This window comes from SAR324 cluster bacterium (genome assembly GCA_015232315.1).
Lineage (GTDB): Bacteria > SAR324 > SAR324 > SAR324 > NAC60-12 > JADFZZ01.
This window is the reverse complement of the sequence record JADFZZ010000007.1, coordinates 61,290-82,716: the sequence shown is the minus strand read 5'-3', so window position 1 is coordinate 82,716 and position 21,427 is coordinate 61,290. Positions and strand designations below refer to the sequence as shown.

Here is a 21,427-nt window from a genome sequence, read left to right as displayed (position 1 = left end):
CATACGTCAACGGCTTTCTAATCCGTTGGTCGAAGGTTCGAGTCCTTCCGGACGCACCAACAGCAAACCCTGATAAACACTAGCTTTCATGGTTTTCTCTCTCGAAAGAAGAACAGCAAAACGAATGAACAATAATGAACAATGAAAAAAAACCGCTAGATTTGCCGGTTTCTGGCATAGCTGTTCTTTTGTCCAAAATAGTCGATAACCCTTGAATCCGGAATGAATCCGGAATGAGAAAATATTTGAGGCATCACAGAAGTCATTTGTCCAGTCTCCGAAATCGGATCTCCCATTGTTCGATATCACCTGGCATTTCCCGAAATATTGGGTGACATTCCGGTTCCAGAATCACCTGGATTTTTCCGTATTGTGCAGCGTTGCGCTGATATAGTTTGGTTAACAAGTGTTTCCACTCGTACAGGATTTGCCCTTTGGTTACTGAAAGTTGTATGCTGTTGTCAAAAATTGAGATTTTCGATCTGTCAAACGAATAATTTCGAAAAGTTGCTTCATCATGAACAGATAGGAGGTAGGTTCCTATGGCCACTAAAGGATAAGCCTGTTCTCGAAATCGTTGCAATTGAGGGTGGTGCCGATAGCCCGTTGTTTTTCCCTCTAATACTTTTTGTGCCAGCAATCCTTCTCGCCAAAGTGCAACAAGCCCTTTAGCATCCAGGTATTTAGGGTGTAATGACCATAATCTCATTTTGTTCCTCAGAATGTTAAATACACGATCAAGGTCGGGTACTTATTAACGTTGGTAGTCAGTATTCTAACGCATTCATGATTCATTGAGCACATTCTGAATGATGTGATCTTTTTGTTGCCATTGTTTGTTGATCCATTGTTGTAGTGCCTCTTTTTCATAAGGTTCAGGAGGAAATGAGGCATCATCAAGAGGTATTTTCTGAAGGACAACAATAATTTTTTTACAATTTCCGCATAGAAAATCCCAAAAAGTATGATTCAGGGAATCATAAACGATGGTGACATCATAAATTGAATGAATGAGGTTTCCAAATTCATCAAGAATGATTTTGAATCCGCCTGTTTTGGGTTTCAGCAAGTAAGAATAAGGTGAATTTTGCTTTTGCCATTTGATGTTGGTGAACCGGGTACCTTCCGCAAAATTCACGATAGTGGCTGGTGAATGTTTGAGTTTGGTCAGATCCTGCTTCAGTTTTTCTTTGGCATGGCTTTGTCCCACCGGATGTCCATTTTCCAGTTTTAAGGGAATGAACGGATATTCATAAGCCCAGCAGATCCAACCCACAAAGGGAACATATCTGAGTGCTTTTTTAATCAAAAATTTGAGTACAGGAGTTTTATCATTAAATATACTCTGCAATATTAAAATGTCCGTCCAGGAGCGGTGATTTGCGATGATGAGATGGGTCTCCTCTTTGGACTTGTCTATGGTTCCCCGGATCTCCAATTCGGTACCAAGAAAATTCCAGAACAGCAGATCATCAATCCAGGTCGCGATTCCATAGAGTCGGGTCATCAAATAATAAGTTCCGCGTTGGACGGGATTGAAGGGGATCAACGCCTTACAGAACACCAGAATCATAAGCGGAATGCTGGCAATCAACAGATTGAGCATGATGTAACTCAGAACAATCATTCCTTTGAAATGTGACATAATGCATAGCTCAGAAGTGTCTTGATTCGAGTGAAATCCATTTCTGACAAGCAGACTTGACGAAATGAACCGTTATTGATGGATCCAGAGTTTGGGAATAAGAAGCGGAGTGCGTTCCTTATAGGCTTGATAGGCTTCTTGCTCAAGCCATTGTTTATCGGCGGCTTTTTCCAGTAAGGGGATACCACTGATGCGAGTGAGCAGAATAATTACAAAAACAGGAGAGATCAAACTCAACCACAGCCAGCCCTGCAACACGGGGATTGCAATCACGGCAATTCCAATCCAGAGAACAATCTCACCGAAGTAATTGGGGTGACGAGACAGTGCCCATAAGCCAGAGTCAATGAATTTACCTTGGTTGTCAGGATTTGCCCTGAAAGCGCGTTTCTGGTGGTCTGCCACCACTTCAAAAAAAAATCCGGAAATCCAGAGGATTAAACCAATCAGGGCTGGAAAGCCCATGTCCTTGCGGTGGGTGGTCGTGATTGCGGAAAGTGCGGCCGCCAAAGTGAAGGTTACCCATAGTCCCTGGATCGTCCATGTGAGCAGGAATGGCAGAAAGAATGGCTTTATTTTGTCAAAACGAGAATCTTTTCCAGTTTTTTGGATGCGACTGAACAGAAATAGTCCTAAGCGTATGGCCCAGATCATGACCAGAACAAGCAGGAGCATGGATCGGCCATCCATCTCAGCGCTTAGAAATACGGCAAGACTCATTATCAAAACATAAGTCATGCTGCCGATTAAATCGAAGAACTTTTCCGTTTGAAAGATAAAAGCCGGAATGAAAGCAATCCACTGGATCAAGAAAATGATCCCAACCAAAAAGACCAATAATGGAATTCCAAAAATCAAGATTCCTCCTCACAAATCAGCAAACCCGATAGACCTTCTGATACATGGATCGACAGAGGGATTGAGCATATTTCGATCGAAAATGTGATCAACCCTGACAGGAAAAAGTTCTTTCATAGGAAAGAAAGGGGGGCATGGAATTACCCCCTCTTTTCAGACTATTACAGGTAGGCTTCCAAGGGAGAAATGTGGCCGTTTTCAATCACACGGGCATTTTCCAGTGCACGAGGCAAGATACTGTAAATATAAAACTCGGTGGTTCGTACTTTATTCCAGTAAAACTGGCCATCCAGGTTTTCGGCAGCAAACTGTTTCGGATCACCTTTCACCATTGCGTCAAATTTATTTTGCGCGACAATTGCCTGCTTGAGCAAATAATAGGCGCACATGACATCACCCATCAGGGACTGCATGTTGACCGCATACAGAAAATATCCTCGAGGTCCGTGGGTTTGTGACATTTTCTGAAGATTCATGATGGCATCAAACATCAAACCCTCATATTTTTTCCATTCTGCAATCAGTTTCTGAACATTGGCTGGAATATTTTTGATTTGGCCCAGGGTTTCCAATTCTTGTTTGAGTGAGGCTACCAGAGCTCCGTTTTTGATCTGAAATTTACGTCCAACCAGATCCAGCGCCTGAATTCCGTTGGTTCCTTCATAAATGGAAGCGATTTTCAAATCACGGGCATTCTGTTCGAGTGGAAAATCCTTGGTAAAACCGACACCACCCAAAACCTGAATTCCGGTGCATGCGCTTTCGAAGCCCTGATCGGTGGCAAACGATTTGGCAATTGGAATATGGATGTCCAGAAGATTTTGATAATGTTCCTTCAATTCTTCCGGTGCGTGTTCGGCCATGTCATCATAATATCCACAGGCATAGACCAACCCGCGAAGTCCTTCTGTGGTGGCTTTCATCCGCATCAACATCCGTCGGACATCAGGATGCTGAACAATCGGAATTTTAGGCGCGTTGGGGTTTTTGCCTTCTTCAATCGCGGCTCCCTGAAGCCGTTCGTTGGCATAAGACTGCGCAAATCCCAGGGCGGCGGCAGAGGCACTCAATCCCTGAATAGCCACAAACAACCGGGCTTCATTCATCATTTGAAACATCTGTGCCATACCCTTGTTTTCTTCCTGAAGCAGATAACCATGACAGTTGCCATTGTCGCCAAAAGACAGGACACAGGTGGGTGAACCCATGATTCCCATTTTGTGTTCGATATTGACGATATGCACATCATTGGGGGTTCCATCCAAGCGGATTTTTGGCACAACAAACAGACTGATGCCCTTGGTTCCCAGTGGGGCATTGGGTGTGCGTGCGAGCAACAGGTGGATGATATTGTCGGCCATGTCATGTTCACCACTGGTGATGAACTGTTTTGTGCCTTTGATCTGGTAATGATCGCCCTCTTTGATGGCTGTGGTGGTGATGTCTCCCAGAAAACTTCCGGAGGAGGGTTCCGTCAGACACATGGACCCGGTCCATTCACCGGAAAACATTTTTTCGCAATATTGTTCAATCAGTTCCGCATTGCCAAAAGAACGAATCAGATTGGCTGAACCGCTTGTCAATGTGCAGGTCAGAAAAAACGCGGGATTTGCTCCCATCAGAATGTCTCTTGACGCGGCGGTGATCAGATTGGGCATTCCCTGTCCACCCACTTCAACGGGCATGTTCATGCCAATCCAGCCATCTTCGCCCATTTTTTTCCAGGCGGCCGCAAAACCCTCAGGTGTTTTGACCGTTCCATTCTGAACCACACACCCCTGTTTGTCTCCTGTGGCATTTATTGGAGCAATAACTTTCTCAGCAAAATTAGCTGATTCGTTGATCGTCATGTTGAACAAATCCTGATCCATTTCAGAATATTCTGGAAGTTCGCAAAGTTTGGATGCCTGAAACACTTCATTGATAGTGAATAAAATATCTCTACGGTCGACTTTGTATTCAGTACTGCTCATAAATCATCCTGTGGAGGGAGTGATAGGATTGTTCCGGACACACCGGAAATACGCGAAAGACGGGCATCATAGCCATAGTAGGTGCTCGATTCAAGATGAAAGCTGGGGTCAGTGCTTTAATCACTTGTAATTATTTCATGATATCTTTAGAACCTTCGTCCATATTGTTTTTATGACCTGATTTCTTTGGGATTATCGTTGTCTAAACTAAAGAATCAGCATTTCTCCACCTTTAAGAAAAAATCCTCATGGCAGGCGTACTCAGTTCTCGTCAAATTCAGACCTTGATCCAGCAGGGAATGATTGGATCACAAACTCCCTTCACCTCAGGACAGATCCAACCCAATACCCTTGATTTGAGATTGGGTGCTGTGTGCTATCGGGTACGCAGCAGTTTTCTGACCAGAACCGCCAGGGTTGAGGATAAAATCAATGAATTGCTGATGTATGAACTGGATCTGCGCCAGGGGGCCATTCTCGAAAAAGGCTGTGTTTATATCATTCCGCTTCAGGAAATGATGAATCTGCCGGAACACATTCACGGCAGAACAAATCCGAAAAGCTCAACCGGTCGTCTGGACATCTTCACCAGAGTTATTTCGGACTATGATTACCGTTTCAATTATGTCGCGCCCGGATATCATGGAAAATTATATGTCGAAGTTTCGCCGATGTCCTTCACCATTGAAGTGCATTCCGGCGACAGTCTGAATCAATTGAGACTGGTCAATGAACACTCCTTACGGCTTGATGAAAACGAAATCAGGGAATATTACAAAAAATTTCCCTTGTTGTATGACGATCATGGAAACGCTGTGCCCGAAAATAATGTGGATATTGGTGATGATGGTTTGTTTCTCAGCATTGACCTGTCTCAATCGTTGCATTCAGGCATCGTGGGGTACCGCTCTAAAAAGAACAGCGAAGTGATTGATATCCGCAAAGTGAATCATTACCCGGTTCATGCCTTCTGGGAACCAATTTCGCTCAAAAATGGACATATCATTCTGGAGCCTGAAGAATTTTACATTTTTGCGTCGCGGGAGAGAATCGCAATTCCTGAAGACATCTGTGGTGAAATGATTGCCTATGATCCGGACAGCGGAGAATTACGGGTGCATTACGCAGGTTTTTTTGATTCAGGATTTGGTTTTTCCTCCCAGGGCAAGATTGGCGCAAAGGCTGTTCTTGAAATCAGACCACATGATGTGCCTTTTTTGATTGAGCATGGACAGGTGCTTTGCCGGATTCTGTTTGAAACCAACGATGAATCCCCTGTGCAGTTGTATGGCTCAGGTATCCAGTCGCATTATCAACATCAGGGACTCAGGCTTTCCAAACATTTCATGCAGGATTGACTTTCTGCAATATAGGAACGGCAAAAGAATAAGTTGTAAACTTTTTCGTATTATACGGTGAATCCCGGGGCGAAAACGGTAGCATCGGGTTACGTCCCGATGCCTTTCCGGAGAACGTCGGGACGTAACCCGACGCTACCAGCGTTTGTATCTATGTAAGGGGTGATCACACGTCAAAGTTTCCATGTTATTTTTTGAACGTTCCTTATTAACCCTCCCATCAAGTTCGCTCCTCAAATTTCCCCTTGATCCCGGCCGTCTTTACACTTTCTTGACATACATTCCTCAAAATTTGACACTATCGAGATACGTAATCTGTTAAAGTAAAACGTGTATCAATCATGTGTATTTAAATCAGGGGAGTGACTGTCATGGTTTTCAAAAATTATGGTTTCAGTTTGTTGTTGGTGTTGCTGGTTTCCTTGCTGGGCTACCCTGTTCGTCCTTATGTGGAGCCAACCAATCTGGTCATGCTCTACCTCACAGCGGTTATTGTCGCTGCACTGCGCTATGGATTGAAACCCGCGATTCTGGCCTCCTGCCTGAGTGTGTTGGTGTTCAATCTGATCTTTATCCCTCCGTATTACACTTATGTTGTTCATGATGCACAATATCTGCTGACATTCATGGGCCTGTTGCTGGTGGGTATTATCATCAGCACACTTGCGGCCCAGTCTCGGAAACAAACCAAAGAAGCCGAGCAACGTGCCTTGCAAATGGAGGCACTCTATCATTTAAGTCGTGATCTTGTGGGTGCCAGTGAACTGGACAGGGTGTTGGAAATCATATCAATTCACGTTGAAACGCTTTATGGCGAGAGAGGCGTGGTTTGGCTCAATCAGAATAACCGTTTGGTTTCAATCCCCGAGGATTCAGAAAAATGGTCAAACACGGATCAACAGGCGGCTAAAACGGCGTTTGACCGGGACTGTACTACTGGAGCGGGAACCCCGATTTTTCCAGAACTCACGGCGGTCTATTTCCCGTTAAGATCCTCAAAAACACCAGTGGGTGTTCTGAAAATTCCCGTAGCGGTCAATTCGCTCAATAAATCCCAGTTACAATTTCTGGAATCCATTGCCAACCAGGGCGCCCAGGCAATTGAACGTCTGCAACTGGCGACAAAGGCACAGGAAGCACAACTTCTGAAAGAAACCGACCGATTTCAGACAGCCTTATTGAATTCAATTTCTCACGATCTTCGCACACCTCTCGTCACCATCACCGGGTCTTTGAGCAGCCTGATTGAGGATGAAACGCATCTGGATGAAAATTCACGCAAAATACTGATCAACACGGCCTGGCAGCAGGCGACCCGCTTGAATCGCATTGTCAGCAATCTACTGGAGATGACTCGGCTTGAAGCAGGATCCATCAAGGTTCGTTACGAACCGGGGGATATTCAGGATGTGATTGGGGTTGCTCTGAGTCATCTTGAAACCCAGATTGGAAATCGTCTCATAAAAACCAGCATTCCCTTAGATATCCCATTGATTCCGATGGATTTCATGCTGATGATGCAGGTGCTGGTCAATCTGCTTGATAATGCGTTGAAATATTCCCCCGAAAACACCCCGATTGAAGTGACTGTGACAGTCAAGGAATCTTCGATTGAACTGGATGTGATTGATCAGGGGATTGGAATTCCCGCAGATGAAATTCCCTTCATTTTTAATAAATTCTACCGGATTCATCGCCGGGACAATGTCGCGGGTACCGGTCTGGGGCTATCCATCTGTAAAGGTTTGGTGGAAGCCCATCATGGAAAAATTACTGTTCATGGACGCTCTGGCGGCGGGACCATTATGACCATCATTTTACCGGTAAAAAATGCTTATGGAAACACAACTAAGAGTGTTGGTTGTTGATGATGATTATGCCATCAGGCGTTTTCTCAACACAGCCTTACAAGCAAACAACTACATGGTTTTTGAAGCTGACTGCGGTGAGGCCGCACTTCAGGAAGTGATCAATCATCGACCGGATATCATCTTTCTGGACCTCGGACTGCCCAGGATGGATGGCATTGAAGTGACACGCCGATTGCGGGAATGGACCAGAATTCCCATCATCATCCTTTCTGTACGGGAGCAGGAAACCGATAAGATTGCCGCACTGGACGCCGGCGCTGATGATTATCTGACCAAACCCTTCAGCATGGGTGAACTCATGGCCAGAGTCCGGGCCGCCCTGAGAAGAGCCGCCCATCCTGAAACAGAAGCCATCTTTCAATCAGACAATCTTGTGGTTGATTTAACCCGTAGGCTGGTCACGGTGGAGGGCAGGGAAATCCAGCTCACACCAACTGAATATGATGTATTGCGGTTGCTGGTAACACATGCGGGAAAGGTCATGACCCACCAGCAGATTCTGCAACAGGTCTGGCAACGGCATGATGCGTCAGAGTCGCATTTGTTGAGAGTCAACATCAGCAATCTCCGCCGAAAAATCGAAACAGACTCAACCCGGCCCAGGCATATTCTCACCGAACCGGGTGTCGGATATCGTCTTAAAATCTATTGAACCATCAATCCACAGACTGAAGGGGATGTAGAACAAAATGAATGATTTTATCCATAGTAAAGGAGTCCCATGAATCTCAAATCCATGTATGCCTATGACACAAAGAAAACTTTCTGTAAAATTGTGGGTTTGCTGCATTTGTTATTGGCAACATTCTTATTGCTCCCGCTTCCCTGGTGTTTCTATTTTGAATGGGATCCTTATTTGGGAAAACTGTTTTTGGGAACATCTTTATTTATTGCCCTGACAGGAATCGTTCTGCGTCGTTATGGAAAAGGCAGCAATGAAATATTTTTTCCAAGAACCGCTATTCTTATTGTGGCTTATGCCTGGCTGGCACTCGGAATTGTCGGCGCGTTGCCTTACTGGGAAAGCAACGCCATTCCCCGGTTTGTGGATGCGTTGTTCGAATCGGTTTCAGGCTTCACCACTACCGGTTCCTCCATTTTGAACAATATTGAAGCTTTGCCTCCCGCATTACAGTTCTGGCGCGGTCTCACTCACTGGATTGGCGGTTTGGGCGTTGTTGTGTTGTTTGTCAGCGTATTCCCCAATCTCGGTGTTGGTTCCAAGATGCTGTTCAAAACAGAATCAGTGGGCCCGACCTCAGGTGAAGTCACCCCCAGAATCAGAGATACTTCCCGAAATCTCTGGTACACCTACGCGTTTCTGACAGCACTGGAAGCCACGCTTCTCTGGTTGGCCGGCATGGCGCCACTGGATGCGATTGTGCATAGTTTTTCAACCATGGCCAGTGGGGGATTTTCTACAAAAAATGGCAGTGTCGCGGATTTTCATTCTCCAATGATTGAATGGATCATTATTGTATTCATGTTTTTTGCCGCCGTGAATTTTGGATTGTATTATCTGCTGGTCAAAGGCCGTTGGAAAGCCGTTTTGAAGGATGCGGAACTGCGGTTTTTTATTACGGTAATCATTATTTTCTGTTCAGTCAGCACCATATCCCTTTGGCTCCGCACTGACTATGATTTTCTCCATGCTTTGCGGTCAGCGACCTTCCAGTTGATGTCGATCATCAGCACGACCGGGTTTGCCTCAGATGACTATGAACTTTATGCGTATGGACCACAGTTCATGATTTTTTTATGTTTGTTGATGGGCGGCATGGCTGGTTCCACTGCCGGAGGACTGAAGCAATTCAGGGTGTTTTTGATGTTCAAAATTATAGCGAACAACATCAGGTTGGGGTTTACACCATCGCTTGTGACTAAATTGAGAGTGGGTACCACCCTAATCCATAATGACCTACTGCATTCTGTTTTAGGCTTTTTCTGTGTTTATATGACATCCCTGGCTTTGGGTTCGCTGTTTCTGGCTTATCGGGATAATGATCTGTTGACCTCGCTTACCGCGGTAATGACCTGTCTGTCTGGCACTGGTCCCGGATTTGGTACCGTTGGACCCATGGAAAATTTCGCGCATTTCGATGATCCGTCCAAACTGGCTCTATGCGTAATGATGTTGCTTGGGCGTCTGGAATTTTTTGTTCTGCTTGCGTTGTTCCATAACAAACTCTGGAAACCATAGTTCCTGGAACGGATATCGCATGAAACCATATGCCGGTCATATTTTCGGACACAAATCGTAGGGGTGAGCCTGTGTGTTCGCCGTGATCCCAATGTCATCAACTTAAGCATTCTGAATGGTGCTGTGTTTCAATTCCCCCGTGGTTCAAGGGGTTTGGGGGATGTAATTCTGAGCGTTAAATCCCCCATGCCCCCTTTGAAAAGGGGGATTCCCCGGCGAAGAACGCCTTAAGGAATCGCACACGTATTTCTGACAGGAAGAACAGTAGCAGATGACTTCAAAGAGAGCATGACACTTCTGTTTGATGACTATCTACCCAATTGGAATTACAGAGTTATTCCAATTGGGTAAGTTGTTTTTGTGCGATTCCTTACCAATGTTGAGTATTTAACAGTATCTTCCAAAACCAGTTTTTCAAAAGGTGATTATGCAACATTGGGTCAGTCTGGACTGGATTAAAGATTCAACACCCGCGTGGGAACTAATGTACGCGACGATTTCTTCAATAATTCTGTTAGCGGCAGGAATGGTGTTGCTGAAATTTTTTCGAAAAGGCATGAATTCTCTGGAAAAACAGAAACTGCTAACAGCACTGGTGAATCAAATCCTGCAACGAGTTGGAAAATGGCTGATAATCTTAATATTCATGCTACTCATCCTTCAACAATACGGTGTGAGTATTGTCAGCATTTGGACAGTGATTTCTGCTGTTCTGGCAATGGTCGCGGTCGGATTTGTAGCTGTATGGAGTGTTTTGAGCAATGTGCTGTGCACGTTTATTCTGCTGGTAGTAAAACCTTTCAGGATTGGCGATGAAATTGAGGTGATTGAACCCACCAGTACCAATGCGGGCATCCGGGGAAAAGTGGTTGATCTGAATCTGATCTACACCACACTGGAACATCAACAACAGGATGAAGAACCGTCACTGGTGATCATTCCGAACAACATATTTTTCCAGAAGGGAATTCGCCGTAAATCAGGCAAGGTGACCGTCAGCCTCGAAACTCAAATGATGGTCAACAAGGTCGCCAGAACCCAGAATATTACAGACAACTAGCGGTTTCTGATTTTCTGAAGGGCATCACAGGCCCTCTTGTTGCCCAGTTCGCAGGCACGCTGGGCACTGTCTCTGGCTTGTCTGGGACGATTCATCTGATACAACACTTCCGCTCTACCAAACAGCAAACCGGGATGATCAGGATGTTCCTTTAACTTTTCATCAATTTTGTTCAAAGCCTCATCCAGTCTCCCTTTTTTTACAAGTTGCCGAAGGTGTTTCTCCACTTGCGGTGGAATTTCATTTTGTTTGGGACGATCCATCATGAGCGGGGAAGGATTGTCTCTCCGGCGAAAATGCTGTGGGTCCTCCCGGGGAACCACAATGACGCTGGCTGGTTCCGGGGGAATCTTGATTTCCTGATGTTCAGGTGTTAAAGCGGTTGCAGAACATCGTGTATCAAAATATTCCGGATAGGCTTTGCAAATAGATGCTCTGGTTGAATCAGTGGAAATTCCATACACGGCCCTGAGAATAGCCTGAGCCACACCATCCATTCCGGATTTTCCTGAATTGCCCAAAGCACTGACTTTTCCAGAGAATGTGGCTGTAATGCTGTTGCCTGACGGAATGATGCTCAACCGGTAATGACAGTCATCAGACCGAATCCCTGCTTCAGGCATGGGTTGGATTGGTGCGACATATTGATTCATGATGGCTTCGGCAATCGGATAAATCTGGTGTTGATCCATTCCTTCCGCCTGCTCAATATTGAGATAGCAGGGTTCCGCCAGGACAATGCCCGCCCAAAGGATAATCCCGAGAGTTCCAGTGGTGTAATTCATCATAGTTTTACCTCAATGATTTTTTGTCATTTTTGCTGAAAAACCATCAACCGGTATGATTTGAACTGTTGAAAATGGGTTCCATTGGTTCGATGCGTGAAATATTTACGATGCGCCTTTTCTATTTTCTCCCTGTTTTTCCACACAAACAATTTTGAAACAGCCGGATGATTGACATTCATGTAATAGGCTACGGCATTCCAGATGGGGTGGACGACATTGGTGAGAATATCATCCATGATGTCCAGGCTTGGGGCTGTTTCGCGGGTGATGTCCAAATCAACAATGGTTTTTAGCGGATATTGAGGAAGAATTTCATAAAAACGTGCAAGCTTGTGTCCACCGCTGATGGGGCTTTCGCCCTGCACCTCCTTGCGGAAAAAATCACAAATCAGCAGGTGTCCTCCGGGATTTAGTAAACTCAATGTTTTTTTCAGGGCCTCTTCCAGAGGAATATACTGAAAGCTTTCGCTGAACAGGACCATGTCATAACGCTTTGGAATTTGAGCCTCCTGATACAGGCTTTCATAAATATGGCTCCTTGAACCCAGACGATTGCGTGTGTATTGTGTCAGTTGGGGACTCGGTGAAACACAATCGACTTCATATCCCGCATTGAGCAGTTTTTCTGCAACTGTACCGATTCCGCAACCAACATCCAGAATGGTTTTTGTGCCTTCTGGAATATTGGACAGAAGCAGATTTGCGTATTCTTCCTGTGCCTGGGGAAGATTATCAACGTTGATGGCCACGCCCTTTTTCCAGTATCCGTAATGCATGTATTCTGTCTTGAAAAAATACTTTGCCAGCACCACACCAATGTCCAGGCCGATTTCGTGGGTTCCGATTTTCTTTTTGCTGCTCATATATATTTGCTCCTGTTTGTGGATGATGTGCGGGATAACCATGCCGCTGTTTCCCGGGTGAAATGAACCGTCTTAATCATTGTTTTGCGCCGATCCGTTCATAATAGCGTCTGTTATGTTCATGAGCGATCCAGACAATGACAATGAGAATGATCAACGGAAAAGCAAAGCCGATGTGGACCTGAACCAGGCCTGCGATCAACCCCAGAACGCCGCCGATGAACTGAATCACCACCAGATTGCCTCCGGTATTATTGAGAATCATTTTTTCCAGTTCATCGGTATCCAGCTTCATCACCTGTTCTTCCACAAGATCCGTGACATTGATTTTGTGAACCGCTTTTCCAATCCAGTTTTTAAGCAGTGTTTTGCCATCACTTGAATTTGCGAACTGAAGCACAAAAGATTTTACCTGCTCCATGAGTTTGAGAAATGAGTAATCAATCTGTTGCCAGCTTTTTGGATCATCCAGCCAGATCTGTAATTGTTCAATGCTTTGTGGAAGAATATTCCTTCTGGCAAAATCAGCACTCAAATCGACCCATTGTTCAATTTTGGTTACCAACAGATGCTGGGTTTCAGGAGAGTTTATTTTTTCTGAAATTTCCGCCACCAGAATATCCAGCACGCCAACCAGACGCTGGCTGGTTTCGGGATCAGCAATGAATCGCTCCAGCAGGGAATGGATCGCACTGCTGTCAAACGAAATAAGCTTTTTCAAGCCAATACCAATAGTCCCAATTCCCTGATGTTCTGTAAGATAACGGTCCATTGCGCTATCAACGACCTCGGCAATCTGCGGAATTTTTTCTTGCACAACTTTACGGATGAATTCCGCGATTTTGTTTCTGTTCTCCAAAGAGTCTGTATAAGTCTGGATTTCCTTACGGATCATCATCCAGTATTTTTTGATGGTTTCAGGATCACGAGCGAGAGACTGAATGGCGGATTCTGAATGATTGAATAGGGTTTCTACATATTCCGGTCCACGGGTCTTGAGAATGGAAATGATCTGATCTGTGATGTTGCCACGAATGGTTTCGTTTTGAAGCATCTGGTCGATCCAGAGCACAAGGTTTTCTGTGCTTTTTTCAATGAGCTGGTGTTGCTGGATGTATTCGAGAATGATTTCAGGAGCCAAAAGCTGGGTCTGGATGCTTTCACCGAGACTCCGGGCAATATCAGGTTTGTTTTTGGGAACCAGGCCTTCCCATCCCAGAACTGTACCCCGTTTGGGTTGAAACAGCATCCGGATGGCAAGAAAGTTGGTGAAATAACCGACAATACCAGCCATGCATATAATAAAACTGCCATGTATCCAGATGTTTTCTTCTTCCAGAAACCATCGTATGGCTCCCAGAAACAGAGTGATGATTAACAGTATCCAACGGAAACGCTGATCAATTTGCTCCATGGTCATTTTCATAAACTTCCTTTTTTCAACGATAAACCTTCAAATGCGGACGTTTGCCCGGTTTGTAGTAACCGGTATAAACTCCGGTGCCCCAACCGATCATTCCCATTCCGCAAACAGTGAGTGCCTGATTGATCCATAAATAATCAGGATCAAGAAATAAAGGAAGAATCACAAATTGCTGAAAAAATAATCCTGCAAGAACGCCTGCCAAGGCACCATAACGCACATATTGATCCTTAAAAATAATTTTCCAGACTGGAACAGAAATCTGAGGCATAAAAACTCCTTCTCAAGTTTAAGGGCGATAGTCATCGTTTCGCCCAAATACGGTTTGAATACTCTAAATTCTATTAGACCACAACATCATATTGTCGATATTTTTCAAACAGGAGCGAAGGGTCTGTCAACAGGCAAAACTGTTTGATTCCATTGATGATCAATCCATCCATAACAAAAATCAGACCATTCCGTAAGGGCTGTTTCACCCCCCCAAAAAACTTGCTTGTCATATCTTAATTCAATATTTTGGCTTCTTTGAACATTGTATTTCATCCTTTAGACCTAGTATTCCCCGAGAGGACACATCGTGGCAAATCTGGTGACTCTTTCTGAACAGGACCTTCAGCCCGTCAATCAATACCTCGAATCCAGAACCCCCTATGAAATCCTGGAATGGAGTATCAAGGTGTTTCCGCGTATCGGTATTTTGACTTCAGGGCAAAAAGCAGGCTCCATTCTGTGCAAACTGGTGTATAAATCAGGCCATAAGCTGGATCTGGTTTTTTCGGATACCGGTGTGCTGTTTCAGGAAACCTACGACACGATGGAACAGATCAGGAATTCCTACGGATTACCGCTAAAACGTTACGCCCCGAAACTTTCCATGGAAGAACAAACCCGACTTCATGGAGTGCTGTACATCAGCCATGCGGGACAGGAAAAATGCTGTCATATGAGAAAAGTGGAACCCTTGCTGGAGTTACATCAGGATTATGATGCCCTGCTGGGACCACTTCGTCGTGGGGAAGGCGGCGCACGATCCAAAGTACCGATTGTCAGCATGGACACCTCCATGAAGTTGATCAGGATCAATCCTATGGCCACTATTTCCAATGAGGACTATGAAACATTGGCCCTTGAACAGGACACCATCATCAATCCCCTTCATGAGCAGGGTTTTCCCACCATCGGCTGTAATCGTTGCACCACGCCGGTGCGTCCGGATGAACGCCCACGGGCAGGTCGGTGGAGACACCTGTCAGGAGTGGATTATTGCGGAATAAACCCCACGGATGTGTCTCATCAATCCCAGACCATTTCCATTGAGGAAGCAATCGTTCTGCGCCTTAGGCAAACGGTTTTGTCCGCTATCTGAACACCGGGCAGAGACAAAACTCTTCCCGCTCTGTTATCATAACATCATTGATTCATTGCAAGAGGCACCGTGAGTATTCTGGATATTTTTCGTGAACGAGGATTTTCCCAGCAGGTAACACATCCTGACATGCTTGAGAAACAGGTTAAACAAGGGCAAATCTGTTGTTATACAGGCTTTGATCCCACAGCGGATTCATTGCATGTAGGACATCTTATTCCCATCATGGGATTGGCTCACATGCAGCGTGCCGGACACCGTGTCATTGCACTGGTGGGTGGTGGAACCGCCATGATCGGAGACCCCAGCGGTAAGACAGAAATGCGCAAAATGCTTTCTGAAGAAAACCTCCAGCAAAACATTGATGCCATGCAACCTCAATTTTCAAGATTTCTTGATTTTGAACAAGGCGCTCTTCTGGTGAACAACGCCGATTGGTTGAGATCGTTGAATTACATTGATTTTCTCAGAGATATTGGAAGGCACTTTTCTGTCAATCGTATGCTGTCTTTTGAAACCTACAAAGTTCGCCTGGAAACAGGCTTATCCTTTCTGGAGTTCAATTACCAACTTCTGCAGGCGTATGATTTTCTGGAGTTATACCGTCGTTATGGCTGTGTTCTGCAAATGGGCGGTGATGATCAGTGGGCCAATATTCTGTCCGGATTGGATCTGATCCGCAGGATGGAGCAGAAAGAAGTTTATGGCTGGACCTATCCCTTGCTGACCACATCCTCCGGCAAAAAAATGGGTAAAACTGAAAAAGGCGCTGTCTGGCTGGAGGCGTCAAAAACATCGCCTTATGACTATTATCAATACTGGATCAATACGGAAGATGGTGATGTGAAACGTTTTCTGGCCATGTTCACCTTCCTGCCGATGGAGGAGGTCAATCGTTTGGGTGCGTTGAAAGACGCGGAAATTCGCGAAGCCAAAAAAGTGCTGGCTTATGAAACCACCGCTCTGGTTCATGGCAGGGAAGAAGCCGAAAAAGCCCAATCTGCCGCGGCGGCGTTATTTAGTGGTTCAGGAAACATCGACAATGTTCCTTCTTCAGAAATTTCCATGAACCGGCTGGAACAGGGCGTTTCGCTGTTTGAAATTTATCAGGAAATCGGTTTGACAAAATCCAGGAGCGAGGCGCGCAGACTTTTGGACCAAGGAGGCCTTTATGTCAACCAGCACAGAATTGAAGATGAATTCTTTCAACTCACAGCAATCCATATCGAAGATCAGTCCATCATGCTTCGTGCTGGTAAAAAACGTTATCATCGATTGCTCGTGCGATAACGCATAGAACTTCAGATTTCTGGTAAAACGACCTATGTGTGGAAGATTCGCGCTGGATTCATCTCCTGAAAAACTGAAACAGACATTTGACCTGAAATATGCCAAGGGCTTCACAGCCAGTCGCTATAACATTGCGCCATCTCAGGAAATACCTGTGATTGTGCAGGAAAACTCCTTTCCTGTGTTACGGACCATGAAGTGGGGCCTTGTTCCCTTCTGGGCCAAAGATCCCGCAATCGGCAATAAGCTCATCAATGCCCGGGCAGAAACATTGGCTGAGAAACCATCCTTCCGTCAGGCGTTAACCCGTAGGCGCTGCCTGATTCCCGCCAGTGGTTTTTTTGAATGGAAATCTTCCGGAAAACAAAAAACTCCCCTGTACATCCGCTTAAAAAACACACCCTTATTTTCAATGGCAGGCCTGTGGGAAGAATGGAAAAATCCTGAAGGAAAAACGCTGATCACCTGCACCATCATCACCGTTCCACCAAATCCTTTCATGGAAATCATCCATAACCGGATGCCCGCGATTGTCCTGCCTTCAGCGACGAAGCAGTGGCTTGGCGTTCATCAGCCTTCTGAATTGATTGATATTTTGAAACCATGCCCACAAGATTGGATGCAGGCCGAGGAAGTCCGTCCCCTGATCAATCAAACATCCAATGATTCAGTGGACTGCATCCGTCCGGTCCAGATGAAAAAATCTGAAGATCCGCAGATGTCGCTATTTTGAACACCAGATAGACTCACGCGGCCTCTTTTCCCCCTCACATCCCCCAGACTTCAATGGGATGTCCTTCAAAATTTCGGGATTTGTGGAAGATTTTCCGGCTCCACGCGACTTTGGGTCTGCGGTTGAAAATGATCAGATGTCCTTCTGAAGTTCCGCAATGATCCATGTATTCCCAGGTTTGGCCAAGTCCTTCACGGATGGTCGATTCCAGGGAATCATACTGGATTTTCAGTTCGATCACGACTTCCTGCACTCCGCCTTCATGATTCCAGATCACCAGCAAGTCAGTGCGTCCACGTCCCAGTCCATATTCCCGTTCAATCCGTCCACCGCCATTGAGGATTCGCTGGAGAAAGGCCTGCATCAGTAATTGTGGTCCGGCTTCCTTGTAATCAAACCGTTCCACCCAATGTTCGGAATGCTTGCGGAAAAAGGCCTGAAACGCGGTCAGCAGTTTGGGCATATCGAGTTTTCCGGTCTGAGGATCGACGTACCAATTTCCAGTAAAGTGACTGCCCAGATTCATCTGAATAATCCAGGAAAGTTGCCGTGGAATCACCTCACGATAAATGGCATTGGCAATACCAAGGCCTTGGGGAGTTTGAGCCAACAATCCCAGATCTATCAGGTATTCCAGATCGTCAGGATTCACATCTTTTTCCCAATCTTTCCCTTGCAACAGGGGTTCAATGACTCGCCGCACACGATCTTCTTTCAGTTTGTCAGCCAATTGATGCAGATGAGTGACACGATTGATAATGAGCGTCTCTTTGGCTTTAACCATCAATTCGGCGGTAACGTGCCGGCTTCGGTCCTGACCTTCGGGCATTTTGAAACAGATTTGATACGCCAGGGCATTGACCAGCCAGGGTTGGCCCTGCGTGAGTTCCCAGGCGAGATTCAGGGCGTCTCTTTCAAAAACCTGCCCGGTTGTTTCCGTGTGCTGGGCATAGAGGTCTTCCATATCCTGTCGGCTGAAATTCCCCAGACGCAGGGATTCATCCTTGATGTTGAAGGCACTGCCGCCGGTGATGATGTCCTTGCCGTCTGAATGCATCCGGTAATCCCGCACATCCCGCACACCGCATAGCACCACGGTTTGTGGGAAATGCGCAGGTCGGTCGGTATAACCCGCACGGAGTTGGCGCAAGACTGAAATCAGGGTGTCGCCCACCAGTGCGTCGATCTCATCTATCAGGAGAATGGTGGGAAGTTTTTGAGTTTCTGTCCAGACACAGAGCGTTTTCAGGAAAGCGTCATAAGGTCCTGATGAGTCCAGAATAGATTCCCATTGGTCTTGAAGGATGGTTTTTCCTTCCAGTTCCCTGGCTTTTTCAACAAACCGGCTCAAAATGGCCTGCATTCCCGCCTGCACGTTTTCGCGTGAAGCTTGTCCGACTTCCACATTGACGTATAGACAGTGATAGTTTCCTGTCTGATTCAGATAGTCCCGCAAAGCCAGCAGACAGGAGGTTTTTCCTGTTTGACGGGGAGCGTGCATCACAAAGTATTTTTCCTGTTCAATCAGGGAAAGAATATTCCCCAGATTAAATCGTTTCAAAGGCGATAAAATATAATGCTTTTGAGGATTGACCGGTCCGGATGTATTGAAAAATTTCATAAGGATTCCTGTTAAAACTGTTCCCCCCGGGGGTGTCAGGACGATAAATGTGTATCGGTTATTTCTGTATGGATCCTAAGCTTTGAGTCCTTGCCTTCGGGATGAGACAAAAACCCAAGCCATGAATCTAAAGACTCGAAATGATTTTGACGTGATCTGTATGAGGCATCTTGAACAGGTTTTCAACAGAGGGTCCGACAATGTGGGATTTGAATTGATAGATCAAATTCTGGCGAAGTGATTTGAGTTGAATGGTCAATTGCTTTGCTTTAACAAAGTCTGTCAGATTTTCCTTATTTTCTATAAATTCAATGAATAGATGATCCGGATAGGAGAAAATCACACGAGCCCGTTTGTGTTGGACCTGTTTGAGTTGGTCTGTCATCATGATTTCCAGCACACTTTGGAGGGCTATTTGTCGAGTATGTGTGATCGTCAGATTCGGGTTGTCTGAGGTGAAATACAGTTTGTTGCGTAAACTCACCAGCGCGTTGATGCGGTCCGCATCAAGATTTTCCAGTAAAGTCTGACATTTTTCAAACAACACAGGCTGTTGAGCGAGTTGCATTAATTCCTGCTTTGGACCTTTGTTCGCCATTTCCCAGAGCATGTCCACTTCAACCGGTTCCAGAAGATACTTTTTAGTGGCATCCCGTTTGAGCGACAACGCCATTTCCCGTCCCAACCATTCTTTGAACGTGTCGATCTGGTTCTGGTCAGGGGTATAATAAATGTTCAGGTTTCCACGGTCAGTGTCTTCCCAAAACGTTGGTCCGGAAAATTTCAACCGGTTCATGGTCATGTCAATCACCCGTTGAAACACATTTTCTCCCATAAAACTCAGATCATCCAGAACATCTACCACAATTTTCTGAACAAAATCATTCACACCTTCACGCAAGTAAAACAGAGCCAGACCAATTTGCAGAACCCGAACCCCGTTATTCATCAGAACCCCACGGTCAAGATCTTCCTTGTTAAAATCGGGCGGGTTGTCCACCATCAGCATTTCCTTGAGCAGACCCTCTTGCACTTCAGGCGCCCATTTCTGAGAATAAACCAGAATAAGAATCTTCTTCATTTCAGACGCGAAGACATCCACAATAAAATACATGGCGGGAGCACTGCGTCCATGCTTGAAAATTTCGGTACCGTAGATGCGCAAATACATGAAACATCGTTTCACATGATCCAGTTTGGAACTGCGAACCAGGTGTTCAATAAAATTGCCATAATGGAACGCCGCATTATAAAGATTTCTTCCTTCATTATTTTTCACACCATGTTTGATCGCAAACCGTAGAATAGTATTCAACCGGATAATGATGGTGTCGAGCAAGGCGTCATCACCAGCTTCCACAGCGGCTTTGCCGATCATTGTCATTTGTGAGGCGCATAGCGAAGCAAGGTCAAACTCACCCCGTTCAATCAGCTTGATATAAACGTTGCCCAGGAGTCTGAAGCATTTTTGTTCCAGAAATGTCCCACTTTTTTCCATGTCGCCAAATTGCCCGATCATGGTTTTGAAGGAAATGTCTGAACGAACCCTGGGACTAACCTTGAAAAAGGCAGGATTGATCTGTTTTTTCAAGGGAATATACTGAGACAGATTGTTATTGATTCCTTGAATGATGTCTGCTTTGGGTTCACGAAAAGCGACATATTCCAATAGATCATCGAGCTGATTCATGGATTCAAATAGCCAGTACTGGTATTCCTCAACCATTTTAGGGATGTCCAGCAAGGCTTCCAGTCGAGGTTGTGTCAGCGAGTTGAGCATCAACCCCTGCGAACTCAGAATCCGGTTGATGACATTGCTCGGCTTTGTGTATTTCAAAATGTAAAAGATATAAGGGAAGGCGACAATGGCTGAGAAGGTCAGCATGAAATGAATGTTGAGAATCCTGCTCGACTGACGGTCGATGCCAATTTCCGCGTAAATTTTGACAAAAATGGCATGCCCTACGGACAAAATAAGAAACCAGACATAAAACAGGCTGGGGCGATCTTCCATATACAGGTCGATCAATTTTGGAATGCTTTGAGATGCGATGGAAATCACAATGATCAGTGTTCCCAGAACTGTTCCCAAAAGAGATAGCCACACTTCCGGGGCATAGCCAAGGTCTACCATATTCAGGTGTTCCGGCTTGATGAAAAACAGGTGTTCCAGCAAATGGACATAGTGTGGGAACAACCATAAATGGAATATTTCATCTGTTACAACAAGCAGAAACAGAACCATGATGAAGGAAGACAACAACCGATGTCGTTCCGCAAAACTTTCAACCTGACTTGCGAAATAATGCAATTGAGATTTTTTCATTAATAACCTTTGTAGGTATAACGCTGGAAAGGATTTGAAACGCGCTTTC

Annotated in this window: 19 protein-coding genes; 8 read left to right on the top strand and 11 right to left on the bottom strand. The window is 45.4% G+C overall.

Annotated features, from left to right (window positions below; translation table 11 throughout):
- Window positions 1-262: 262 nt before the first annotated feature.
- From HQM11_07555 to HQM11_07540, 4 genes are all read right to left on the bottom strand, one after another.
- Window positions 263-709, bottom strand: coding sequence for a DNA lyase (locus HQM11_07555; protein MBF0350873.1), 447 nt, complete (start codon window positions 707-709; stop codon window positions 263-265).
- 75 nt (window positions 710-784) lie between these two features.
- Window positions 785-1,645, bottom strand: coding sequence for a 1-acyl-sn-glycerol-3-phosphate acyltransferase (locus HQM11_07550; protein MBF0350872.1), 861 nt, complete (start codon window positions 1,643-1,645; stop codon window positions 785-787).
- 72 nt (window positions 1,646-1,717) lie between these two features.
- On the bottom strand, window positions 1,718-2,506 hold the full coding sequence (locus tag HQM11_07545) for a DUF1295 domain-containing protein (protein ID MBF0350871.1): 789 nt from the start codon (window positions 2,504-2,506) through the stop codon (window positions 1,718-1,720).
- Window positions 2,507-2,664: 158 nt separating this feature from the next.
- Window positions 2,665-4,476, bottom strand: coding sequence for an acyl-CoA dehydrogenase (locus tag HQM11_07540; GenBank protein MBF0350870.1), 1,812 nt, complete (start codon window positions 4,474-4,476; stop codon window positions 2,665-2,667).
- Window positions 4,477-4,724: 248 nt separating this feature from the next.
- Here HQM11_07540 and HQM11_07535 point away from each other — a divergent pair, with 248 nt between their 5' ends.
- The 5 genes from HQM11_07535 (at window position 4,725) to HQM11_07515 (ending at window position 10,965) form a co-directional block, all read left to right on the top strand.
- The gene (locus HQM11_07535; protein ID MBF0350869.1) at window positions 4,725-5,834 is read left to right on the top strand and encodes a 2'-deoxycytidine 5'-triphosphate deaminase; all 1,110 of its coding nucleotides are present in this window, start codon (window positions 4,725-4,727) and stop codon (window positions 5,832-5,834) included.
- Window positions 5,835-6,205: 371 nt separating this feature from the next.
- The gene (locus tag HQM11_07530; protein ID MBF0350868.1) at window positions 6,206-7,702 is read left to right on the top strand and encodes a DUF4118 domain-containing protein; all 1,497 of its coding nucleotides are present in this window, start codon (window positions 6,206-6,208) and stop codon (window positions 7,700-7,702) included.
- Window positions 7,665-8,357, top strand: coding sequence for a response regulator (locus HQM11_07525; GenBank protein MBF0350867.1), 693 nt, complete (start codon window positions 7,665-7,667; stop codon window positions 8,355-8,357). The genes HQM11_07530 and HQM11_07525 overlap by 38 nt, the downstream gene beginning before the upstream one ends.
- 69 nt (window positions 8,358-8,426) lie before the next feature.
- Window positions 8,427-9,905, top strand: a complete 1,479-nt coding sequence (locus HQM11_07520) for a TrkH family potassium uptake protein (GenBank protein MBF0350866.1) — start codon at window positions 8,427-8,429, stop codon at window positions 9,903-9,905.
- 427 nt (window positions 9,906-10,332) lie between these two features.
- Window positions 10,333-10,965, top strand: a complete 633-nt coding sequence (locus HQM11_07515) for a mechanosensitive ion channel family protein (protein MBF0350865.1) — start codon at window positions 10,333-10,335, stop codon at window positions 10,963-10,965.
- Here HQM11_07515 and HQM11_07510 read toward each other — a convergent pair.
- The 5 genes from HQM11_07510 to HQM11_07490 form a co-directional block, all read right to left on the bottom strand.
- Window positions 10,962-11,753 carry a tetratricopeptide repeat protein gene (locus tag HQM11_07510; protein ID MBF0350864.1) on the bottom strand — a complete coding sequence of 264 codons (792 nt, stop codon included), beginning with the start codon at window positions 11,751-11,753 and terminating at the stop codon, window positions 10,962-10,964. The two genes, HQM11_07515 and HQM11_07510, sit on opposite strands and share 4 nt — an antisense overlap.
- A 23-nt stretch (window positions 11,754-11,776) precedes the next feature.
- Entirely contained in the window at window positions 11,777-12,616 is an 840-nt protein-coding gene (locus HQM11_07505) for a methyltransferase domain-containing protein (GenBank protein ID MBF0350863.1), read from the bottom strand.
- 76 nt (window positions 12,617-12,692) lie between these two features.
- Window positions 12,693-14,042, bottom strand: a complete 1,350-nt coding sequence (locus HQM11_07500) for a DUF445 family protein (protein ID MBF0350862.1) — start codon at window positions 14,040-14,042, stop codon at window positions 12,693-12,695.
- Between the two features lie 13 nt (window positions 14,043-14,055).
- Window positions 14,056-14,310, bottom strand: coding sequence for a hypothetical protein (locus HQM11_07495; GenBank protein ID MBF0350861.1), 255 nt, complete (start codon window positions 14,308-14,310; stop codon window positions 14,056-14,058).
- 73 nt (window positions 14,311-14,383) lie between these two features.
- On the bottom strand, window positions 14,384-14,542 hold the full coding sequence (locus tag HQM11_07490) for a hypothetical protein (GenBank protein ID MBF0350860.1): 159 nt from the start codon (window positions 14,540-14,542) through the stop codon (window positions 14,384-14,386).
- Between the two features lie 77 nt (window positions 14,543-14,619).
- Between HQM11_07490 and HQM11_07485 the strand changes: the two genes are divergently transcribed.
- From HQM11_07485 to HQM11_07475, 3 genes are all read left to right on the top strand, one after another.
- On the top strand, window positions 14,620-15,408 hold the full coding sequence (locus HQM11_07485) for a phosphoadenylyl-sulfate reductase (protein ID MBF0350859.1): 789 nt from the start codon (window positions 14,620-14,622) through the stop codon (window positions 15,406-15,408).
- A gap of 69 nt (window positions 15,409-15,477) precedes the next feature.
- The gene (locus HQM11_07480; protein MBF0350858.1) at window positions 15,478-16,698 is read left to right on the top strand and encodes a tyrosine--tRNA ligase; all 1,221 of its coding nucleotides are present in this window, start codon (window positions 15,478-15,480) and stop codon (window positions 16,696-16,698) included.
- Window positions 16,699-16,732: 34 nt separating this feature from the next.
- Window positions 16,733-17,431, top strand: a complete 699-nt coding sequence (locus HQM11_07475; GenBank protein MBF0350857.1) for an SOS response-associated peptidase — start codon at window positions 16,733-16,735, stop codon at window positions 17,429-17,431.
- Window positions 17,432-17,465: 34 nt separating this feature from the next.
- Here the strand turns inward: HQM11_07475 and HQM11_07470 are convergent, their stop codons facing one another.
- Window positions 17,466-19,052 carry an AAA-like domain-containing protein gene (locus HQM11_07470; protein MBF0350856.1) on the bottom strand — a complete coding sequence of 529 codons (1,587 nt, stop codon included), beginning with the start codon at window positions 19,050-19,052 and terminating at the stop codon, window positions 17,466-17,468.
- A gap of 127 nt (window positions 19,053-19,179) precedes the next feature.
- Window positions 19,180-21,378 (bottom strand): hypothetical protein, encoded by a 2,199-nt coding sequence (locus tag HQM11_07465; GenBank protein MBF0350855.1) that lies wholly within the window; start codon window positions 21,376-21,378, stop codon window positions 19,180-19,182.
- Window positions 21,379-21,427: the final 49 nt, after the last annotated feature.